Raw genomic sequence first — 22,890 nt, forward strand, 5'->3', positions numbered from 1 at the left:
CTCATGTCTGTTTGCCCGGCAAATAATTACACAGCTTCGCCTGCTAGCAGGCATGCTGTGTAATTGCTTGCCGGGGTTATTCACTCATTATATCACTTGTTTTAGTACACTGTACACTGGACAAACGGCTAGTGTTGCACGCTTTTTTATAATTTTTAATTCTTTCTAACAAAACACTTGCTTTTTTCAGGAGAAATATTTATACTAATACAGGTGTTGGGAACCATACATTTGAGTATGGATTTTCTTTCGGCGCGTGGCTCAGCTTGGTAGAGCGCTTCGTTCGGGACGAAGAGGTCGCAGGTTCAAATCCTGTCGCGCCGATTTTTTTGTGCTCTTTTTTACGCACAGTTATAAAACAATCCGTTTTTCCGAATCTTAAAAATGGAAGAACACATTACCCATTATTACGCAAGACGTTTGCACTCTATTCTAACGCAACGGTGCTAAGTTCCCCGCCTTTGGCGGCTCACTAAGAACCGGCGTTAGAAAAGGCTTGCTGCATAATAGTAATGTATCCTTCCATTTTTGTATTTCAACACAAGAAACGGATTGTTTTATAACCGCGCATACAGGTAAGCGAATTTTTAACAACAGAAGCTGTTGCATCCACGGATGATAGTTCAACAGCATCTGACGCTTCTTCCGGTCAGTCTGGAGACCAGAACGCTCCATCCGATTCGAATGGTACTCCACCGAAAAAACCGGACGACGACAATGCACCGGAAGATTCCAATGGCACTCCTCCTGATAAGCCGGATGGTGACAACGCAGGTCAGCCCGGCGGCGGATTTGGCAGTTCAGGCGAAATAACTCAAGGTGACAGCGCAAATACGATTGATTCCGACGAAACCTACAGCAATGAATCTTATAACTCTACCGGCGATGATGAGAATGCTCTCCGGGTGGATGGTGCAACTGTTACGATCAAAAATGCAACCGTCACTTCTTCTGCCCAAAACGGAAACGGTGTTGAAGTAAATTTCTGAAACTATATACAGTACGCAAAGTATTTTTTGCTCAAATTATATACAGTGCGCAAAATAACCCGCTTCATAATACAAAAAGGCTATAACTGCTCTGAATAATACACAGTTCATAGTTATAGCCCTTTTATTGAAATAATTTAAATTTTTCTTTTTAAATGTAATGTACTTATTAATGCTTCCTGCAAAATCCTTGATACATTTACGCCTGCCCGCTCCGCTTCATAATTTAACCAGCTTGGAAGCGCTACATTTCTTCTAACAGTTCTTGTATCAATTTTTCGTCTATATTCTGCCGAATCAACATCCACAAAAGAAACAATGGTCTCACCTTCTTCAGCAAATGTTCCACTACTAATATCTAACTCTGTTATTCTGGATGGATCAGGAATATCCTCTTTATCATCCTCCATGGATATACATTTCTCATCCTTATTGCCTCAAGTTGTCTAATTAAATCCGATCTTTTCACCCAGTATTATCCCGCCTTATAATACTATTTGTACACAACAATTGTGTAATGTCAATATATTTTCGTTCGTTCAATTCTTCCATCCTCTATCCTGTACCGGATCGGACACCGCATCGCAACCTTTGGATCATGCGATACGATAATGATCGTTATCCCCTGTCTGTTTAGTTCCAACAATAAATCCATAAGACTATCGGTATTTTCAGAATCTAACGCTCCCGTTGGTTCATCTGCAATGATTATTTTTGCATCCATTGCCAATGCTCTGGCGATCGCAACCCGCTGTCTTTGTCCGCCCGATAACTGATTTGTCTTTTTTTGCTCTAACCCCGAAAGCCCAACAGCCGACAATATTTCCTTTGCTTTATTTTCAAATTTACGATTATATCGTCCTCCGATCACTTCGGGCAGACATACATTCCGCAGAACTGTATCGTTTCCAAGGAGTCCAAAATCCTGCATGATCATCCCTATCTTTTGATTGCGTATTCTGCATCTTTCTTTATCAGACATATCAGAAACCAGTTTTCCACAAAAACGATATTCCCCGGAACTCGGCGAATCAATTCCTGCAATAATATGCAGCAGAGTTGATTTCCCGGAACCGGAGGGTCCAGTAATGGCAACCATATCCCCCCCTTCTATTCTCAGATTAATATCCTTTAATGCATGCGTCTCGGTTGCTTTTCCTGCATTATATATTTTTTCAATCTTTTCTAATTCGATCATATCAGTCACCACCCTTTAATAATTCGATCTCTGCCTGTTTTCCGGTTCGCCGGAATCCCATCCATATGCTCAATAGCAGAATGAACAAAAGCACACCTGCTGAAAATCCATAACTAAATATCCCTGTGTATCCGTAACTCTCCTGTATTTTTAATACCGTTTTTGTAAACCATGGATATAAAAGTGCCGCTATTCCAAATGACACAGCCAGCAAAATTGCACCGGATGAGAAAATAACCGCTATCATCTTCTTTCTTGTCATTCCTAATATATAAAATACTGTAAACTCATTTTTCTTCTGTGCAATCATAAGATACAGATACCCTCCATATCCAAACACTGCAATTAATGTTAACATAGCAAATGCCAGAATATGCCACGCATTTTCTTCCAACCTATTTTTTAACGCCCCTGTCGCTATTGTCTTATATGTATTGACCGTTCCATAGTTTTTCATTCTATCTTGTAAGGAAACTGCCAGCTTTTCCCCAGATATGTTGTTTTTCGGTTCTATCAGAAAATTAACATTTGTCAGTTGGTCAAACAATTCATCCATATCCTTAGCAAATACAACAAATTTGTATTCTGACAAAGCCTCTGGCAGAATTGCCATATTCCCCAATTCCATGGTATCTCCGTAACTAAAAACCACCGGAACTGCACTGTCTCTCTGCAAGATGCCTGCTACTTCACATGATATTTTTATTGTATCATCAAAAGCAAGACTGATTTCTGTCCTTGTTCCAACCGGTAATTCCTCTGCCATTGAACTGCTAACCAATATAGGAATGCATCCTGCTGATACATTTTCCTGAATTTCCGGTTCTATATTTAATCTGATAATATCTAACATTTCACTCGAATATAAAACCAGATTTGCACTGCTCATCTTCCCATCCGTCTGCATATAAGTACCATTTTCAAATGCACATCGATCCACTTTTTCAACATCGTCTGCCTCCAGCAGAAGTTTATAGATTTCCTGTGCCGCAGCTCTATTTCCTTTCATCTCTTGTTCATATATCAAATTATTTTTACTAAAATGCACCATAGAATCGAGGTCTGATACATATGCCGCCCTTAATTGTTTTTTCTCCATTAAATATGAATCAACCGGTTTTAATACAACAAACGACATTTCTAACATACATATTAATTGAACAAATAAAACAAACTCCCCCCATAACCTTTTTGTATATAAATACCTGCATATCCGAAGAAAATTCATACGATCTCCCCCTTTGTATATAAACGAACGACTTTTCCCATTGGTCTTAACGTACATAATATCGAAAATCCAAACATAACAGCTAATATATATATCAGGCTGTCAGGCATTGGGAATGCATTTCCATAGACATATTGAAGTAATGGGAATGTCAGATATTGCAGAATAATCGCAATGATACTGCCAACGCCATAATATAAAAGCCAGTGTCCATATATCAATAACATGCACCGTACTTTTGGCATCCCGCACAACCACAAAACGGTGATCTCTTTTTTATAAGTTGTGATCCACTCTGCCATGAGTCTGATCACTGTTATCCCGGCGATCATACACAAAAGAAATGCAAGTATTTCATATTGCGTCCGTCCTTCTTCCAGCACATCATCGGAATTGCTATCGGGTAAATATACCTGCGTCGATGGAAACATATCCTGTATTTTTTCTGCATATTTCTGCAAATCCTCATAAGATGCATAATTGAATTGCGCCAGTATCTGTTCCGGTTGAAATTCTTCTTTATAACATTTATATGGGATCAACATATATTGCATTTCCTCACCGGCTTCTTCCCCTAAAATGTCGATCTGTGACTGTGATGATCTGGCTGAAGCGAAGGACCATGGAACGATCCAGCCCATACCAATTACTTCATATGTATGCTCTCCTGCCTCAAAACTTCCGCTTCCGGCTATTGCATTTTTCATATTATCAGATACAAAACCAACATATTCACCTGCTACCTGTTCCTCTTTGTTAAAAAAATTTCCTGAAGTGATTGGAAACCAATTGTTTCCTTTTGTTCCATCCCAGCCTACCAATATTTTTTTACTTTCCAATCTTGTGAAATATAATACATTTACCATTCCTTTTTTTGAGATGCTGTTCAGATATGCAGACAACTCATCCATATTTACACCGTTTTTCCCGTCTATATCGATCGTCAGAGATGCTTCCGTATTGCTGCAGGTAGCCAACTGATATTGTCCAACTGCCAACCCCAGCATGATACTGATGCAATATACACATATGACAACGCCTGACAATAACAACCCGGATATGACAGGATTCATGCTTATGTGTTTCTTTAATACATGTCCGAATATCATAGATATGCCCTCCTTCCTAAATAACCATGCAAGTAAATGATTTTGCAGCCACCTCTCACCCCGTACACCTGAAAGATCATCCCTTGCAAGTAAATGATTTTTCATCATCATACCATCTACATTCCCCTGTTCAAGGCACGCCGGCGCAAACAACATCCTGCCGGATGCAAACAACATACAGAAATGAAATTATAGTCTTCACAGCAAAGACTGGTATGTTACAATAAATATTGTAGAAGTGTAGATTTATCGAAAATAAACACAAACGATATGGGAATGCGAGGGGATATTTTTGAGTGACTATATTGCAGAATTTATTATAAATATCTGGGTATCATTTCTTTTTCTGATACTTGCAAATGGAAAATTAAACCGGCGAAGCTTCAGATATTCTTATCTGTTACAGATCCTGTCGGTTCTCGTATTGGCAGAATGTGCCTTATTACTGGATGTCATGCAGGCTCCCGTTATCATCAAATCCCTGACTATACTATTGGTCTTACATTACCTGTATACCTGTATATTCTTTACGTTCCAGATCAGCAATCTGTTCTGGGTCGTTATATTCTGCATAGTAGAACTTGCTTCCAAATTCACAGCGACCATATTCCCTGTAGAATGGCTGCACACAGATGCCGATGGGATGCTGACGGATCATGCAGTACAAAGCTCGGTTACGATCCTGTATCTTCTGACCCTTACGGTATTGACATCCATTCTGCTCTGTTTCTCATCCAGAGCCTTCAAGCTCTCACGAACAGAAAAAATAATCTTCGTTCTGTTGTCAGTCTTATGCATCGTGATTGAAAATCTTATTGTTGCCGGTCAGGTAAATATCCATACCGGAAGCCCGGAAACCTATGCAGATCTTCTGTCTGCCATCTGTTTCCTGATCTTGATCTTATTTGTCTCCCTGACAATATACCTGTACCATCTCGGCATAGAACGTGAGAAAAATATCCAGTTGTCCAGGCAACAGCTCCTATCAGAAATGGAGCGTAAGCAATACGACCAGATCATCAGCTCCATATCAGAGCTTCGCTATCTGAAGCACGACATCAGCAATCATCTGGACACCCTTCATGCCCTGATGGTAAATCATGCATATCCGGAAGCAGAGGCATTTATCCGGGACCTAACCACAACCGTAAATAACAACCACTACATTCTTGCGAGCGGCAACTCCACGGTAGACAGCATCCTCACAAATAAACTGATCCAATGTAAATCTGCACAGATTCAGGTTGAATACTCGGTATTTCTGCCGGACAGCATTCCGCTATCAGATATTGAATTATGTTCCTTACTTGGTAATTTATTTGACAATGCCATCGAAGCATGTGAACAGCTTCCGGAAACAGAACAACGCTCGATTGATTTTTCGATGAAACCATTTCAGAATATGCTTTCCATCGTCATAAGCAACCGGACAAATGGAAATTACAGAATAGATAAGAAGAATCATTTCCTATCAACGAAAACCATAGAGGATACACCCGAACATGGATTGGGGCTGTCGAGAATCCAAAGTATTGTAAACGATCATAACGGTATTTTTAACATTCAACCAACGACGGATACCTTTATGATCCAGATATTATTACCACTTAAATGAAAGGATGAACCAATCGGATGAATATAAATATCGCTGTACTGGAAGACATTCCAAAACATTATAAACAATTAGCGGAAGTTATACATAACTGGGCTGAGAAAAAGGAATATGCTGTTTCTGTCAAATGGTTTCACGATGAAACTTCTATTTTAGGATCAGCATTTATGAAAGATTGTAATTTGCTGTTTTCCGATATTGAACTGAAAAATGCCGACACGAATATACCTGCCGATGATCACATCAAAAATGGAATCGATATCTGTACACAATTAAGGAAAAACGGATATCAAGGAGATATTATTTTTCTTACAGCCTTCCGTGAATATGTCTTTGACGGATATCAGGCACAGGCGATCAACTATTTATTAAAACCTGTTTCACCTGAAGCGATCGAGCGTTGCCTGGATCAGTATATTTCACTGCATTCTTCAGACTACTATTGCCTGCATAAGGACAATAACATCACACGGATTCCGTTCAATGATATCATTTCCATAAGCAGGCTGGGGCATGACTGCTGTATCACAACACCTTCCGGCCTATACACAGAACGAACCTCGCTGAAAAACATGGAACAGCATCTGCCCGAACCATTTATACGGTGTCACAAATCCTGCATTGTCAATATAAATCATGTCACCTCATTATCCGGCTCCACGATCTATCTTGCAAATAAACAGACCCAGATGGTCGGAAGAAATTATCTGGATGACGTACGAAAAGCATTGCTGCGAATCGCACAATAAAACAGCACCCTATAAGCATGATGATATGATACCTTTCAAGCAGTCAATGAAAATAACCAATGTCTGCTCAAAAACGTATCACTGCCCACAGAGTGCCTGAAATAATACATCTTCTACTGCTTCTTCACATTCTCCACAAATCTCAGGATCTTCTCCCGGTCTTTGCCGATTCCGGTGTCGTTCTCCACACCGGAACTGGTGTCTGCACCATCCACATGAGTTGCGGCAAATGCCTCTGCCACATTGTCAGGATTTAAACCACCGGCAAGAAGGGCAAACTTCTCATCGTGCGGAATATCGGAGAGCACAGACCAATTAAAGGTCTTCCCGCTGCCCGGTGTCTGTGCATCAAAGATATATCCTTTTACTATGTCCGCCTGATGATATCTCTCATAAGAAGACAGATCATGTACATTAAATGCTTTGATAACAGGAATACGGATCTCCTGCAGCAATTCTTCGCTGACATCCCCATGAATCTGGATCATCTGGATTCCGGTCGCTTCGATCTCCCGTATCTGATCGAGCGTCGGTTCTACCGTTACCGCTACGGATGTAATCTCAGGATTCAGTATCTTTATAAGGGAAGATGCTTTTTCTACTGTGATATTCCGCTTGCTTTTCGGAAAGAACATCACCATTCCCATAAAGTCCGCACCGGCTTCATTTACATATTCAACTTCCTGTTCTTCTGTGATTCCACAGATTTTTACCAGACTCATAGCTTCTCCATTCTATCATTTATATGTACGACCTCTTTATCATAGTGGTAGAACAATACTTCTATATAAGAATCGATTATTTACACAGTTCATCTGCCAGTGCATCGATCTGTGCAAGGCTTGCGTCATTTAATGCCGCCTTGATCTGAACTGTTGTATCAGTAAATGTCAGATTCTTGCTGTTTTCAAACATACCCTTCATAACCTTTGCAGCCATTGGAGCCCATGCACCATTCTCGATCAGACCGATCGTGCGGTTCTGGAAATTACGCTCTGTCAGGTGATTGATGAACTCTCTCATAAATGGGAAAATGTCACCGTTATAGGTCGTTGTTGCAAGCACCAGTTTGCCATAACGGAACGCATCCTCTACTGCCTCTGCCATATCACAACGGGCAAGATCATTGACTGCTACCTTTGGGCATCCCTTTTCGGTCAGCTTCTTTGCAAGAAGCTCTGCTGCTTCTTTTGTATGTCCATAAACAGATGTGTAAGCGATCACTACGCCATCCGTTTCCACTCCATACGATGACCATGTATCATATAAACCGATGTAGTATCCGAGATTCTCTGTCAGAACCGGTCCATGAAGCGGACAGATGATCTGGATATCCAGTCCTGCTGCCTTCTTCAACAATGCCTGAACCTGTGCACCGAACTTTCCTACGATTCCGATGTAGTAACGGCGAGCCTCACATGCCCAGTCCTCCTCTACATCCAAGGCTCCGAATTTGCCGAAGCCGTCCGCGGAGAATAATACCTTATCTGTGCTGTCATAGGTCACCATAACCTCCGGCCAGTGTACCATCGGAGCCATGACAAATGTCAGCTCATGCTTTCCAAGTGATAAGGTATCTCCCTCTTTCACCATCATTCTTCTATCAGCATAATCTTTTCCAAAGAAGTTCTTCATCATGTTAAATGCTGCCGCTGTTGCAACAACTGTTGCTGTCGGATATTTCTCCATGAAATTTGCAAGATTCGCCGAATGATCCGGCTCCATATGCTGAACTACGATGTAATCCGGTGTCCGGCCTGCAAGCTCCGTTTCCAGCTTTGCAAACCATTCATCTGTAAAATTCTGATCCACCGTATCCATAACGGCAATCTCCTCATCCATGATCACATAAGAATTATATGCCATGCCATTTGGCACAATATACTGTCCCTCAAACAGATCGATCTCATGGTCATTCACACCGATGTACTTAATATCATTTGTAACTGTCATTCTTTTCTTCCTCCTGTCATTTCATTTATATATTTTCTGCCTGCAATCACTCTATACACCTGCAGTTTTCTTATAACATATGGTATCAACACAGAACCCGATACAATATGTTCTTTGCATTTTTATCTTATCCGCTTTAATCCACAGACTTCAAGGACTCCGCCATATTGATCCGCTCCAGTCTCACCGACATGAACAGGTTGACACAGCCATTAAAAGCAAACGTCAGGATAATGCTGTACACATAACTAAGCGGTGAAATGTAAGTGTCAAATGAAACCATATCCACACGAATCTGATCCATAACAAAGCTATGCAGAAATACTCCGAGCACCAGACCGACCGCTATTCCGATTGCCGTCAGCACCCAGTTTTCACGGAACACATAAGATGAGGTTTCATTTCTGAAAAATCCAAGCACCTTTACGGTTGCAATCTCCCGGATTCGTTCTGTAATATTGATATTTGTCAGGTTATACAGCACGATAAATGCCAGTGCTGCCGCCGACAGGATAACGACCAGAACGATATAGTCCAGACTCTTCATCATATTGCTGATACGTTCGCGCATATCTCCATTCACGACTACTGCAGAAACTACATTTTCTTTCATAAGATCGGCAGCCACTTCATGTGCATCCATATCAGGCTTCAGATTGAAATAGACGGAATGATATACCGGAGCTTCTCCCATCTGATCCATGTATGTTTCCGGCGACAGATATACATAATTATATACATAATTTTCAAAGATGCCGGAAATCTTTGCCTTGATCTCTTTCATATCACTGTTCCGGATCGTAATGGTATCTCCAACGGACAGATCATACCGGGTTGCCAGAGCACTGTTGATAATCGCCTCATCCTTGCCCGGATAAGCGACCTTCTCATTCTTACTGTTGTGAAAATCCATGTATTTGTCCGAATGCTCCGGTTCCTTCATAATAACCAGATTAATGCTCTTAATGCCATCGGACTCTATCAGATCCCAGCTTGTCTCACCAACAAAATCATAGTCCTGCATATATTTGTCTAATTTATCATACAGATCACCGGCTGCCGCTGATTCCGAACCCGTCTGCGTTGCTTCCTGCTGATCCTTCTGATTTTCCTCAGAAGCTGCATTCGTTTTCTTTACATCATCAACACTCTCTGCAAGGGTCATCGTTCCGTCTAAGATCTGGATCTCATCATACTGACGATCTGCAAAGCCGGCGATCGAATCATTGATACCAAATCCGGTCAGAAGCAGGGCTGTGCATCCGCTGATTCCTATTACCATCATAAAGAAACGCTTCTTATACCGGAAGATATTTCGAACCGATACCTTATGCAGGAATTTTAACCGTTTCCATACAAATGATATTTTCTCAAGAAATACACGTTTGCCCGCCTTCGGTGCCTTCGGCCGCATCAGACCTGCCGCAGTCTCCGACAGTTCATACCGGCAGGTAAACCATGTTGTTCCTACCGAACATGCCAGAGATACCAGCATAGCAATTCCTGCCAGCTTCCAGTCTACAATATATTTTAAGCTAATATTCAGATACATCATATGATATGCTTTCCAGATTACCCGTGGGAATGCATACGTCCCTGCAAAAAAGCCTCCTATACATCCGATAACTGCTGCCAGCCCTGAATAGATCATATATTTGCTCATGATCGTATGCTCACTGTATCCAAGTGCCTTTAGCATTCCGATCATTGTTCGCTGTTCCTCGACCATACGATTCATCGTCGTCATACAGACAAGCACAGCAACCAATACAAAGAACACCGGAAATACCTTTGCTACACCATCCACGATATCGGAATCACTCTCAAAACAGACATAACCGACATTCGTCTCCCTGCCAAGAATATAATAACTGACATCCGGTGCGTCATCTATGGTTACGCCGGCAACCATATCTTCGGTAAGCCCGGTCTGCATCAAAAGCGCCTGATATCGTTTCGTAACACGGTCATGACAGATAGCATCCCAGGCATCCTTTTTCTCGTCCATATAGGTATCGTACGCATCATCGTATAACGCATAGTCCTGATCAAACCTGACATAGACGTCAGTGTAGCATTCACAGTCAAATGCTTCCGGCTTCATATATACAAATCCACTTAATTTACCGGTCCCGAGAGTAGTCGTTCCACGTTCAAAATTAATATAAAGGGAGGACTGTACGGTTCCGGTAACCGTAAATTCCCTATAGCGGAGCTTTGTCTCAGTGGCATCACCATTCGTATCTGCCACGGTAATGACATCACCGATTCTCACATCTGTCAGCTTGTCATCCACTACGCATTCATCATCCGCTTCCGGCAGTCTGCCATCCACCAGACGGATGTCATTCACATGCTCCGGCAATGACAAGGTTTTGAGTGCACGTTCATTATCACCCATACCATCATAAAGCACATCAAATGAATAGCTGCCCTCTGCATACCGGACATCATCCTCACCCGCAAATGCTTCCACATCCTCATCTGTATAGCCAAGCGTAGACACCAGATGCAGATCATAGAATTCCGAATCACTGAGGAAATCCGTAATCGTCTTCACCATAGCCGGCTTGGTCATCTTCAGGCCTGAAAAGAAACCAACACCTAACGCTATGATCGCGAGAATCGCTGCAAACCGTCCAAAACTGTTTTTAATTTCTCGAAATGTCGTACGACGCATCATTGATTTCATAAGACATACCTACCATTCCAGATCTTCTACATTTTTAATGTTATCATTCAGAACAACCTTCTCTACTGTTCCGCTCTTAACTGTGATCACACGATCTGCCATTGCTGTAAGTGCCTGATTATGTGTGATAACGATAACCGTAGTTCCGGTGTTCCTACAGGTATCCTGAAGCAATTTGAGTACGGATTTTCCTGTATTATAGTCCAGTGCACCGGTCGGTTCATCACATAAAAGCAGCTTCGGATTCTTTGCAAGTGCTCTGGCGATCGCTACCCGCTGCTGCTCTCCACCGGATAACTGTGCAGGGAAATTTGCCATACGATCCTCAAGCCCTACCTGCTTTAATACCGTTGCCGCATCTAACGGGTCCTTACAGATCTGTGCCGCAAGCTCTACATTTTCCAGTGCCGTCAGATTCTGCACCAGATTATAGAACTGAAATACAAATCCTACATCATATCTCCTGTATGCCGTAAGCTGCCGCTTGTTCAGCCCGGAGATTTCTTTTCCGTCCAGATATACACTGCCGCCGGACAGCGTGTCCATTCCGCCCAGGATATTCAGAATCGTTGTCTTTCCCGCTCCTGACGCTCCAACGATGACACAGAATTCTCCTTTCTCGATCTCGAAGTTCACATCCCGCAGAGCATGGATCTCAACCTCGCCGGTCTTATATGTTTTCTTAACATCCTTAAACTCAACATATGCACTCATGCCGCCTCGCTCCTTTCTGTTATTCACTTCTAAGTGCTATTACAGGGTCTTTCTTCGCTGCCATCTTAGATGGGACAAGGCCGCCGATCAGAGTAAGCACAACACTAATGATCACAAGGATCACCGCACCCTTTACCGGAAGTGAAGATACATTTGGCACATTTACAAATTTCTCTATCACCTTGCTGATCGGGATATTTAACAGCACCGTAACCAGAATACCGATCGCACCGGATACCAGTCCGATAATAAATGTCTCTGCGTTAAACACACGGGAAATATCCTTTTTCGACGCTCCGATACTTCGAAGAATACCGATCTCCTTCGTTCTCTCCAGCACAGAGATATAGGTGATGATTCCGATCATGATCGATGATACGATCAACGAGATAGCTACAAATGCGATCAATACATAAGTGATCGCATCGATGATCTTCGTAACGGAAGATAGCATCAGCCCGATATAATCGGTATAAGTGATCTCGCTGTCTGAATGTGAAGCATTATACTCATCGATCAGGTCTGTCAGCTTGTCCTTATCTGCAAATTCCGAACAGTACAGACTGATCACAGATGGCTTCGCCAGATCTGCAAATCCAAGCTTCTCGATATTATCATCATAGGTTGCCGAAGACTGTGCAAAATACCCCTGCTCCTTTAACATTTCAAATAACTGCTCATCAGACATCTGTGAAATATACGCCTGCTGTTCCTCTGACAGGTTCATGGATGCAACGATCTGCTGCATGTCCACCTGACTCATGTCGATATCTTCTCCGTTTGAAAACGGAAGTCCTGTAAATACATCGGTATCCGGATTGTCAAGCTGCTGTTTTACGATCTCCGATTTTTCATTTTCGGATACAACATACTCTGCAAGTTCAGCGGTATAACCGATCATTCCCGCATCGATCGATGCTGCATAAGAGGATTCGCTCTGACGGATGATACCACAGACCTGAATATCCAGACCTTTGCTGATCACATCTGCCATATAATCTTCATCGGAACTCTTGTCTGCCCATGTTCCGTCTGCATTTTTTTGGTAAATGTCACTCGGCAGAATGAGCTTGAATTTGAGATTTAAAAGATCATCATAGGAGAAGCTCATTTCCTCCGGTGCATCGTAATCTTTACCTGCCATGATCTTCGGAACCATCTCTCCAAGATCAGAAGCATTTCTGACACCTAATGTATATAAGGTAAAATCACTGATTTCGTTATTCTTATCAACGACCAGTACAACTTCATTTTTATTCTGAGGCCAGTGTCCTGCGAGCACATCGTACTGCTGTTCCAACAGCTCCCGATTACTCATTAACTGCTTCCACATATCCATGGAATTATTTCCGTAACTGAACGCCGACATGAAGCCTGACAGGGATTTCTGGGATTCTTCCATATCGCCAAATCCCATCTCTCGCATCATGATACTTGGATTTACCTGCTGTGTACCGCCTGCTGCATTTTCGTTAAATACATACATCGGAGTATCATAGGTATACTTGATATCACTCACGATATCCTTGAATCCATTTGTATCATCTTCAATATATTTCTTAAATGTTTCCAGATCGTTTTCCTTTACCTCTGAGAGCATGGACACCATCATGTCGCCCATGACATCACCGGAGTATACACGATCCGGGTCATGATCACTCAGATTTTCTTCCTTTGTATTACCCGCCATTTCCGAGATCAGGTCAGAATAATCCATTGCCTTTTTCTGGATCTCAATCGGATAGGATGACAGGGTTTCCTCCTGCACATCATTGATATAGCCCTGGAATCCACTGGATAATGACAGGATCAGCGCGATACCGATGATACCGATACTTCCGGCAAATGCCGTTAAAAGGGTTCGTCCTTTCTTCGTCAGCAGGTTATTAAAGCTGAGGGAAAATGCCGTAAATACAGACATAGATGTCTTTCTCGGTGCATATGCTTCTTCTGATTCTTTCGCTTCGTCTTCATCTGAAAATGGTGCGGAATCATCTATGATCTTACCATCTAACAGCTTCACGATTCTTGTAGAATATTTGTCTGCAAGCTCCGGATTGTGTGTTACCATGATGACCAGCTTTTCTTCTGCGATCTCCTTTAACAGCTCCATAATCTGGACACTGGTTTCGGAGTCCAGGGCTCCGGTCGGCTCATCTGCAAGCAGGATATCGGGATCATTGATCAATGCTCTGGCGATCGCTACCCGCTGCATCTGTCCACCGGACATCTGATTCGGCTTCTTATAGATCTGATCGCCCAGACCAACCTTTTCCAACACCTCTTTTGCACGTTTTCTACGCTCGGATTTGGATACACCGGATAAGGTCAGCGCCAGCTCGACATTTGCAAGAACCGTCTGATGCGGAATCAGATTGTAACTCTGGAATACAAAACCGATCGAATTATTCCGGTATGAATCCCAGTCTCTTGCCTTGAATTCTTTTGTTGATCTGCCATTGATAACCAAATCACCACTCGTATACTGATCAAGTCCGCCTATAATATTAAGAAGCGTTGTCTTACCACAACCGGACTGACCAAGTACCGATACGAATTCATTCTTTCTGAAATTAATGGAAATGCCTTTTAACGCCTTTACCACTTCATCTCCAGTCTGATAGTCCTTCACAATCTTCTTTAACTGAAGCATATATTGTTTCCTCCATGAATTATATTATAAAAAATTTTACCATCCCGGTTTTAACATTTCAAGGAAATGGCGGATTCTTTTATAAATGTTTTACATAATGATAAAATACTACGCCGCGATATCAGGGTTATTATGGCGCAGTATTTTTTTATTTTTATCAAGTTTTTGTAAATGGCTTTTATTTTGGAAATAAATAATGTATAATGGCGACAGAGTAGGGTTATCTAACCGGATTTTTACATTATAAATGTGGACAATTCGGGCAGATGAAAGCCCAAAATAATTTTTTTAATGGAGGAATTTATAATGTTAGTTTCAGCAAAAGAAATGTTGGAAAAGGCTAAGGCTGGAAAATATGCCGTTGGCCAGTTTAACATCAATAACCTTGAATGGACAAAGGCTGTTCTTCTTACAGCTCAGGAACTTCAGTCTCCTGTAATCCTTGGTGTTTCAGAAGGCGCTGGAAAGTATATGACTGGATTTGAAACAGTTGCAGCTATGGTTAAGGCTATGCACGATTCTTTAGGAATTACAGTTCCTGTAGCTCTTCACCTTGATCACGGAACATATGAAGGATGCTACAAGTGTGTTAAGGCCGGATTCACATCTATCATGTTCGATGGTTCACACTATCCATTCGAAGAGAACCTTGCTAAGTCAACAGAGCTTGTTAATGTTGCTCATCAGCTTGGTCTTTCTATCGAGTGTGAAGTTGGTTCAATCGGTGGTGAAGAAGACGGTGTTATTGGTATGGGCGAGTGCGCAGATCCAGAAGAGTGTAAGATCATCGCTGATCTTGGCGTAGATATGCTTGCTGCCGGTATCGGTAACATCCATGGTAAGTACCCAGCAAACTGGAAGGGTCTTTCATTCGAAACACTTGATGCTATCCAGCAGAAGACAGGTACTATGCCATTAGTTCTTCACGGTGGTACAGGTATCCCTGCTGACATGATCAAGAAAGCTATCTCACTTGGCGTTTCAAAAATCAATGTTAACACAGAGTGCCAGTTATCATTCGCAGATGCTACAAGAAAGTACATCGAGGCTGGTAAGGATCTTGAAGGTAAGGGATTTGATCCTAGAAAGCTTCTTGCTCCTGGTTTCGAAGCTATCAAGGCTACTGTTAAAGAAAAGATGGAACTTTTCGGATCAGTTGGCAAAGCTAACGACTAGTATATAGTACGAATATCGTAACATAATACAAGCCGGATATGGCTTTATGTAGCAGATTGAGGTTCTGTATAACAGTTGCCAGCTGATACATTTCACATATTATTCCGCAAGGCGCTTTCGCTCTATTTCAACGTAGCGGTTCTAACCTCACTACCTGTGGTAGTTTGCTAAGAACCGACGTTGAAAAAGGCTTGCTTCATAATAGTGAATGTATCATCTGACAACTGCCTTACAATCTCGTTCTGCTTCATAAACCATATCCGGCTTGTACTATGTTATGATATTCTGTGCTATGGAGAATTTTCTCTCATGCTACATAAATATTTTCATTCAGGAACGTCCCCGGGCATAGCTGCCAGCCGGCATAATACCTGAAAAATATTGCGAGAATTTCGTGATGAACTGCATATATCAGCAAATGTGGGTGCCTGTTTGAGCCCGACGGGCGAGTTGGCACAGGAACATTTGCGAATAGGATATATGCAGTTCATAGAAACCGCAGTTATTTTTCGGGTATTATGCCGGCTGGCAGCTATGCTCGGGGACGTTCTCCTGTACCTCTTTACCAGATTCCCATAACATGCTGCATAAGCAGGCTGACCAAGGTAATGCCGATCCAACAGCATGCACCTAACAAAATCGGCTTGCCACCGGTTTTGATCAGCTTAATAACATTGCTGTTTAACCCGATCGCCGCCATAGCCATGATAATGAAGAATTTGGACAGCTCCTTTAACGGTGCAAATACATCCGCATTTACGCCCAGACTGATACAGATCGTTGTGATTATAGATGCGATCACAAAATACAGAATGAACATAGGAAATGCTTTTTTCAAGCTGAATCCATTTGTCTTCTGCTCTGTCTTTGCCGCCTGTCTTGCACGAACTGCCGCAAGCACTAATGTGATCGGTATAATTGCCAGTGTTCTGGTCAGTTTTACCGTTACTGCCTTATTGAGAGTCTCACTTCCAAGATTCCACATGCTGTCCCATGTTGATGCCGCCGCTGTTACAGAAGATGTATCATTGATGGCTGTTCCCGCAAATATTCCAAATGCATCACCGGATGCCGTGTCAAATCCTATTACTTTTCCAATGATTGGGAAGAAGATAGCCGCAAGCACGTTAAAGAAAAAGATAACAGAAATAGCCTGTGCGACTTCATCGTCATCTGCATCTATAACCGGTGCTGTTGCTGCGATTGCAGAACCACCACAGATAGAAGATCCAACACCGACAAGAATCGAAGTATTTGCCGGAACCTTCATCACCTTTCGAAGGATCCATGCGATCAATAAGGATGTACCGATCGTACAGATAATGATCGGAAGCGACTGTTTTCCTGTCTGCAGGATTACTCCGAGATTCATGCCAAATCCTAATAATACAACGGCTGTCTGCAAAACAATCTTTGATGTCCATTTGATACCGGCTTCTGCCTTTCCCTTATCCGTCCATACAAGCGCGATCAACATACCGGCTAATATCGCAATGATCGGTCCACCGACAACCGGAAACCGTTTTCCAATTAACCATGAAGGAACTGCTATGATAAAACACACCAGAATTCCTATCCAGTTTTTCTTAATAAAATTCATTTATTCCTACCTCACTGTGTTTTTTGCGGATGCTATTATAACACCTGCATACTAAAAATGCCATAAAATTGATTGACATTTTCTATCAACTTGGTATAATAGGCACGAATCGGACGGTATATATGATATACCTTGCAAGGTGTTCTGAATGTTATTCAGGATTCCCGGATGGACATGAATGTTATGAGCCAGATAAGATTATCTTATCTGGCTCTTTTTTTTGTGAACAGCACAGCATAGGAGGACTTATAATGGATTTATTAAAAGACAATCTGAAAAAATTATACTTTAAATTTCTGATACCATCACTTGGAAGTGCCATGGTTATGTCTATTTATACACTGACAGATGCGATCGTCATTGGAAAAGGTGTCGGCGCAGATGCTCTTGCTGCCCTAAGTATTACAACACCACTTCTCTGCATCCTGATGTCAACCGGAATCCTGTTTGGTGTCGGCGGCTCTGTACAGATGAGTGTTCACAGGGGAAGTGGTAATCATCAGAAATCCAATCGTTATTTTACGATTTCTTTTTTCCTGATTACGGCTGTTACTGCCCTTTTATGGCTGATCTATGCCACCTGCATGCCTAAGCTGCTTCATCTGATGGGAGCAAATGACACCTTATTCCCATACGCCATGTCCTACATGCGTTATATCAACATTTTCCTTCCGGTTGCTGTATTTTCAAATTATGTAGCAATCTTTATCCGTGCCGACAATGATCCAAACCGTGCAATGGCGGGAGTTCTGCTTGGCGGCGTCGTAAATATCGCACTGGATATCATTTTTGTATTTCCTATGCATATGGGAATGGGCGGTGCCGCATTCGCTTCCGTTCTCGGTATGACTATCCAGGTAATTGTCGGTGGCTCACACTTTTTCTCACGCAAAAACGGTCTTCATTTCATCCGACCGATTCACACGATTCCCAGTATCCGTCATATTATTGTCGGTGGTATCCCAAGTTTTTTCAATGAATTTGCAAATGGATTCATCGTACTGCTGTTTAATATCCAGATCCTGAAATATTGCGGTGAAAATGCACTCTCGATCTACAGCGTGATCTCAAACTGTGTAATCCTGTTCAACTCCCTGTTTACCGGAGTCGGTCAGTCGATCCAGCCTGTTATCTCTACTAATTATGGTGCAGGAAATGGGGTCCGAATCAAAGGAATAAAAAAGATGGCATATACCACTATCCTTATAATGGGTGCCATCTTCTCGCTTAGTGGAATCTTATTCCCGACTGCGGTCTGTCGTATTTTTATTAAAATGAATCCAACACTGACTGATATTGCAAATCTGGGTGTACGAACCTACTTTTTTGCATTCCTGCCATTTGGCATTAACCTGCTGACTTCTTACTATTTACAGGCGATACTGCGATCTGCACAATCCCTGTGCATCTCACTGCTCCGAAATATCATCTTAAGCAGTATCTGTATCCTTGTATTTCCATTGTGTCTGGGTGCATCCAGCCTGTGGTTTGTTATGCCGATCGTTGAAGTCGTAGTGTTATTTGTCAGCCTTGGCTGCCTGAAAAGCAAATCTATATAGAACATAAACGCTAAGATATAACTGTAACTCTATCTGCAGTTCTGCTCTTAAACAGTTTCGGCTATATTATGGAAGTCGCTCATTAAAGACTCGTATGCAGCTTCGTCCATGCCATAAGAAAAGCATGCAAGTGCACGGAAACAGACCTCAGGTAATCTCTTAAGTTTTCCGTTATTATACTGTTCTGCCACCTGCTGTAATTCATTGATTATGTCATGCTTACGCTTCTGTTCTTCCAGGCTGCCATTCCAGAAACAGCTCATATCATAATCAGATGTATTCCCGCATGGAGCCGTACAGGTGGAACACCCGGGAGAAAGCCGGTATTTCTCCCGGTGTATTTCCTCTATTGTCTCATCATTGTCTTCCTGTAATAACGCACTTGCGATCGTCTGATCTGTTTTCTCTGTCCAGCCGGAATTACCGGCCGCACCTACAAGGCCGATCAATGCGCCAATGATCTTATCATTCCTCATGTTGCTAATTCCTTATGTTTCCAAATTTCTATATCTCTAATTCCTCTATATCAATTCTACACATTCTATAAAACTGATATCTATATAAGAGCTTAATTGTATTCTCTATCTTCACACTTTATAAATACCGCTTCAGATATTGTCCGGTATATGAATTCTCACATTCTGCGATCTCCTCCGGTGTTCCCTGTGCGATCACTGTTCCACCGCGGACACCGCCTTCCGGTCCCATGTCGATGATATAATCGGCAGTCTTTATAACATCCAGATTATGCTCGATAACAACTACGGTATTTCCGCTGTCACTAAGTCTGCGAAGAATATCCACCAGACGATGAACATCGGCGAAATGAAGTCCGGTCGTCGGTTCATCCAGAATGTAGATCGTCTTTCCGGTTCCACGTCTGGCAAGCTCCGTCGCAAGCTTCACTCTCTGTGCCTCTCCGCCGGATAATGTAGTAGATGGCTGTCCCAGACGGATATAGCCCAGACCAACATCCTTTAACGTCTCGATCTTGCGCAGGATACTTGGAACATTTGCAAAGAACTCGCAAGCTTCATCCACAGTCATATCCAGAACATCATAAATGCTCTTACCTTTATATTTTACTTCCAGCGTCTCACGATTGTACCGCTTGCCACCGCATACCTCGCAAGGAACATAGACATCCGGCAGGAAATGCATCTCGATCTTGATGATACCATCACCACGGCAGGCTTCGCATCGTCCACCCGATACATTGAATGAAAATCTTCCCTTCTTATATCCTCTTGCCTTGGCATCCTTTGTATTTGCAAACAGGTCACGGATCATGTCAAATACACCTGTATAGGTTGCCGGGTTCGATCTCGGGCTTCTTCCGATTGGAGACTGATCGATATTGATCACCTTATCAAGTGCATCGTAACCCACAATATGATCATGATGCCCCGGTTTGATACGGCTCTTATTCAGTCTTCTCGCCAGCTTCTTATATAAGATCTCATTTACAAGTGAGCTCTTTCCCGAACCGGACACACCAGTCACGCATACCATAATACCCAGTGGTATATTCACATCGATATGCTTCAGGTTGTTCTCATAAGCATTCTGAACGGTCAGCCAGCCCGTTGGCTTTCTTCGTACCTCCGGTACCGGAATCTTTTTTCTTCCGCTTAAATAATCACCGGTGATCGAGTTCTCATTTTTCATGATCTCCTCTGCCGTACCCTCCGCAACGACATAACCACCATTTTCACCGGCTCCCGGGCCGATATCTATAATATAATCCGCAGCACGCATCGTGTCTTCATCATGCTCTACTACGATCAGAGTATTTCCAAGATCACGCAAATGCTCCAATGCTCCGATCAGCTTATCATTATCTCTCTGATGCAGACCAATACTTGGTTCATCCAGAATATAAGCAACGCCCACAAGCCCGGAACCAATCTGTGTCGCCAGACGGATTCGCTGTGCCTCGCCACCGGACAATGTGCCTGTAGAACGATAAAGTGCCAGATAATCAAGGCCTACATCGATCAGAAAATGCAGTCTCGCACGGATTTCCTTTAAAACTGCCCCGCCGATCAGCATCTGCCGGTCTGTCAACTTAATATTATCCATAAAGTCTGTAAGATCCTCGATCGACATTCTGGTCAGATCATCAATATTCTTATCGGCGATCGTAACAGCCAGTGCTGTCGGTTTCAGACGTTTTCCCTTACATTCTTCACATGGCGTGATCGTCATAAAAGTCTCATACTCTGCCTTGGTCGTCTCACCTCCGGTCTCCCGGTACCTTCGCTGGACGTTCTTGATCAGACCTTCAAATGTAATATCATAGACGCCTTCTCCACGCTGTCCTTTATAGTGAACCTTTACCGGACGGCTGTTCTTGCCATATAATAACAGATCTTTGATCTCATCACTGTAATCCTGAAATGGTGTGTCCAGTGAGAAATGATATTCCTCTGCCAATGCACGAAGTACTGCATTTGTGAAACTCTTTCCATCATTACAGGACTGCCAGCCCAGCACAACAATTGCCCCTTCATTGATCGACAGCTTGGTATCCGGGATCATCAGATCCGGATCAAATTCCATCTTAAATCCCAGACCGGCACAACATGGACATGCGCCAAATGGATTGTTGAATGAAAAGCTTCTGGGCTCGATCTCATCAATGCTGATTCCACAATCCGGACAGGAAAAGCTGTCAGAGAAATTCAAGATCTCATTTTCTCCATCTGCATTTATAACCTCAATCTTCATCAGACCTTCTGCCATCCGCAGCGTTGTCTCTACAGAATCTGTCAGTCTTCGTTCCATATCAGGACGAACGACCAGACGATCCACAACGATATCAATATTATGCTTCTTATTCTTATCCAGCTTGATCTCCTCGGATAACTCATACATGCTGCCATCAATGATCGCACGGACAAAACCGCTCTTTGCCGCCTTCTCCAACAGCTTCACATGTTCCCCTTTTCTGCCTCTTATAACCGGTGCGAGTACCATGAATTTTGTCCGTTCCGGCAATTGCATGATATCGTCTACCATCTGATCCACGCTCTGTTTGCTGATCACTTTTCCACATTTCGGGCAGTGTGGGATTCCTGCTCTTGCATATAACAGACGGAAATAATCATAGATCTCTGTTACTGTTCCGACTGTGGATCTCGGATTCTTATTCGTCGATTTCTGATCGATCGATATCGCAGGCGACAGGCCCTCGATCTTCTCGACATCCGGCTTCTCTGCCTGTCCAAGGAATTGTCTTGCATAGGAAGATAAGGACTCCATATAGCGTCGCTGACCTTCGGCATAGATCGTATCAAATGCCAGTGAGGATTTGCCCGAACCGGACAGACCTGTCACAACGACAAATTTATCTCTCGGAATCTTCACATCTATATTCTTCAGGTTATGTTCTTTTGCACCTTTAATCGTAATATACTTAATATCACCCATTTCGGTTGACCTTCTTTCTGCTCATTTTATTTGAATCTTATAAACATGTATGATCATTATATTTATTATTACACAAGACGTTCTCACCCTACCCTCGTCGCAGCGGTACATAAGACTGCAAAATACGCAGTCTAAGTACCGGCGCTCGGGCAGGCTTGTTCCATAATAATATTATGATCATACATGTTTATACACTTTCAATTAGTACGACAGCATGATTTGTATT

The 22,890-nt window shown here is 42.5% G+C and carries 17 protein-coding genes and 1 tRNA gene; 6 read left to right on the forward strand and 12 right to left on the reverse strand.

Annotation, left to right across the window (positions count from 1 at the left end; translation table 11 throughout):
* Positions 1 to 250 precede the first annotated feature (250 nt).
* Together DXB77_RS08960 and DXB77_RS12950 are read left to right on the forward strand one after the other, a co-directional pair.
* Positions 251 to 324, forward strand: a tRNA-Pro gene (locus tag DXB77_RS08960).
* A gap of 291 nt (positions 325 to 615) precedes the next feature.
* Positions 616 to 813 carry a hypothetical protein gene (locus DXB77_RS12950; RefSeq protein WP_147353809.1) on the forward strand — a complete coding sequence of 66 codons (198 nt, stop codon included), beginning with the start codon at positions 616 to 618 and terminating at the stop codon, positions 811 to 813.
* A 313-nt stretch (positions 814 to 1,126) separates the two neighbouring features.
* Here DXB77_RS12950 and DXB77_RS08965 read toward each other — a convergent pair whose 3' ends face one another.
* The 4 genes from DXB77_RS08965 to DXB77_RS08980 form a co-directional block, all read right to left on the reverse strand.
* Positions 1,127 to 1,399 (reverse strand): hypothetical protein, encoded by a 273-nt coding sequence (locus tag DXB77_RS08965; RefSeq protein ID WP_173783713.1) that lies wholly within the window; start codon positions 1,397 to 1,399, stop codon positions 1,127 to 1,129.
* A gap of 110 nt (positions 1,400 to 1,509) precedes the next feature.
* Positions 1,510 to 2,187 carry an ABC transporter ATP-binding protein gene (locus DXB77_RS08970; protein WP_118663061.1) on the reverse strand — a complete coding sequence of 226 codons (678 nt, stop codon included), beginning with the start codon at positions 2,185 to 2,187 and terminating at the stop codon, positions 1,510 to 1,512.
* A 1-nt stretch (position 2,188) separates the two neighbouring features.
* The gene (locus tag DXB77_RS08975; protein WP_182439467.1) at positions 2,189 to 3,196 is read right to left on the reverse strand and encodes an ABC transporter permease; all 1,008 of its coding nucleotides are present in this window, start codon (positions 3,194 to 3,196) and stop codon (positions 2,189 to 2,191) included.
* Positions 3,197 to 3,411: 215 nt separating this feature from the next.
* The gene (locus tag DXB77_RS08980; RefSeq protein ID WP_182439468.1) at positions 3,412 to 4,524 is read right to left on the reverse strand and encodes an FtsX-like permease family protein; all 1,113 of its coding nucleotides are present in this window, start codon (positions 4,522 to 4,524) and stop codon (positions 3,412 to 3,414) included.
* A 292-nt stretch (positions 4,525 to 4,816) separates the two neighbouring features.
* Here DXB77_RS08980 and DXB77_RS08985 point away from each other — a divergent pair, with 292 nt between their 5' ends.
* Both DXB77_RS08985 and DXB77_RS08990 read left to right on the forward strand, forming a co-directional pair.
* Entirely contained in the window at positions 4,817 to 6,139 is a 1,323-nt protein-coding gene (locus DXB77_RS08985) for an ATP-binding protein (RefSeq protein WP_118663064.1), read from the forward strand.
* A gap of 17 nt (positions 6,140 to 6,156) precedes the next feature.
* Positions 6,157 to 6,885, forward strand: coding sequence for a LytTR family DNA-binding domain-containing protein (locus DXB77_RS08990; RefSeq protein WP_118663065.1), 729 nt, complete (start codon positions 6,157 to 6,159; stop codon positions 6,883 to 6,885).
* Between the two features lie 113 nt (positions 6,886 to 6,998).
* On the opposite strand, the gene DXB77_RS08995 is transcribed toward DXB77_RS08990, so the two are convergent.
* The 5 genes from DXB77_RS08995 to DXB77_RS09015 all read right to left on the reverse strand — a co-directional run bounded on the left by DXB77_RS08995 (position 6,999) and on the right by DXB77_RS09015 (position 14,897).
* Positions 6,999 to 7,607 carry a phosphoribosylanthranilate isomerase gene (locus tag DXB77_RS08995; RefSeq protein WP_118663066.1) on the reverse strand — a complete coding sequence of 203 codons (609 nt, stop codon included), beginning with the start codon at positions 7,605 to 7,607 and terminating at the stop codon, positions 6,999 to 7,001.
* Between the two features lie 76 nt (positions 7,608 to 7,683).
* Positions 7,684 to 8,838, reverse strand: a complete 1,155-nt coding sequence (locus DXB77_RS09000; RefSeq protein ID WP_117807821.1) for an FprA family A-type flavoprotein — start codon at positions 8,836 to 8,838, stop codon at positions 7,684 to 7,686.
* A 136-nt stretch (positions 8,839 to 8,974) separates the two neighbouring features.
* Complete coding sequence (locus DXB77_RS09005) at positions 8,975 to 11,530, reverse strand: ABC transporter permease (RefSeq protein WP_182430043.1); 2,556 nt, start codon at positions 11,528 to 11,530, stop codon at positions 8,975 to 8,977.
* A gap of 9 nt (positions 11,531 to 11,539) precedes the next feature.
* Positions 11,540 to 12,244 (reverse strand): ABC transporter ATP-binding protein, encoded by a 705-nt coding sequence (locus DXB77_RS09010; protein WP_118615140.1) that lies wholly within the window; start codon positions 12,242 to 12,244, stop codon positions 11,540 to 11,542.
* A 19-nt stretch (positions 12,245 to 12,263) separates the two neighbouring features.
* Entirely contained in the window at positions 12,264 to 14,897 is a 2,634-nt protein-coding gene (locus tag DXB77_RS09015) for an ABC transporter ATP-binding protein/permease (protein WP_118663067.1), read from the reverse strand.
* Between the two features lie 306 nt (positions 14,898 to 15,203).
* On the opposite strand from DXB77_RS09015, the gene fba reads away from it, so the two are divergent.
* Positions 15,204 to 16,073 carry a class II fructose-1,6-bisphosphate aldolase gene (gene fba / locus DXB77_RS09020; RefSeq protein WP_021944348.1) on the forward strand — a complete coding sequence of 290 codons (870 nt, stop codon included), beginning with the start codon at positions 15,204 to 15,206 and terminating at the stop codon, positions 16,071 to 16,073.
* Between the two features lie 562 nt (positions 16,074 to 16,635).
* Here the strand turns inward: fba and DXB77_RS09025 are convergent.
* Positions 16,636 to 17,673: a YeiH family protein gene (locus DXB77_RS09025; protein WP_117784623.1), complete on the reverse strand. Its 1,038-nt coding sequence runs from the start codon at positions 17,671 to 17,673 to the stop codon at positions 16,636 to 16,638.
* A gap of 251 nt (positions 17,674 to 17,924) precedes the next feature.
* Between DXB77_RS09025 and DXB77_RS09030 the strand changes: the two genes are divergently transcribed.
* The gene (locus DXB77_RS09030) at positions 17,925 to 19,232 is read left to right on the forward strand and encodes an MATE family efflux transporter (RefSeq protein ID WP_118663068.1); all 1,308 of its coding nucleotides are present in this window, start codon (positions 17,925 to 17,927) and stop codon (positions 19,230 to 19,232) included.
* A gap of 47 nt (positions 19,233 to 19,279) precedes the next feature.
* Here DXB77_RS09030 and DXB77_RS09035 read toward each other — a convergent pair whose 3' ends face one another.
* Positions 19,280 to 19,708, reverse strand: coding sequence for a hypothetical protein (locus tag DXB77_RS09035; RefSeq protein ID WP_118663069.1), 429 nt, complete (start codon positions 19,706 to 19,708; stop codon positions 19,280 to 19,282).
* Positions 19,709 to 19,826: 118 nt separating this feature from the next.
* Entirely contained in the window at positions 19,827 to 22,664 is a 2,838-nt protein-coding gene (gene uvrA / locus DXB77_RS09040) for an excinuclease ABC subunit UvrA (RefSeq protein WP_118663070.1), read from the reverse strand.
* Positions 22,665 to 22,890 lie beyond the last annotated feature (226 nt).

This window comes from Clostridium sp. OM05-9 (genome assembly GCF_003481465.1).
Taxonomy (GTDB): Bacteria; Bacillota; Clostridia; order Lachnospirales; family Lachnospiraceae; genus Coprococcus; species Coprococcus ammoniilyticus.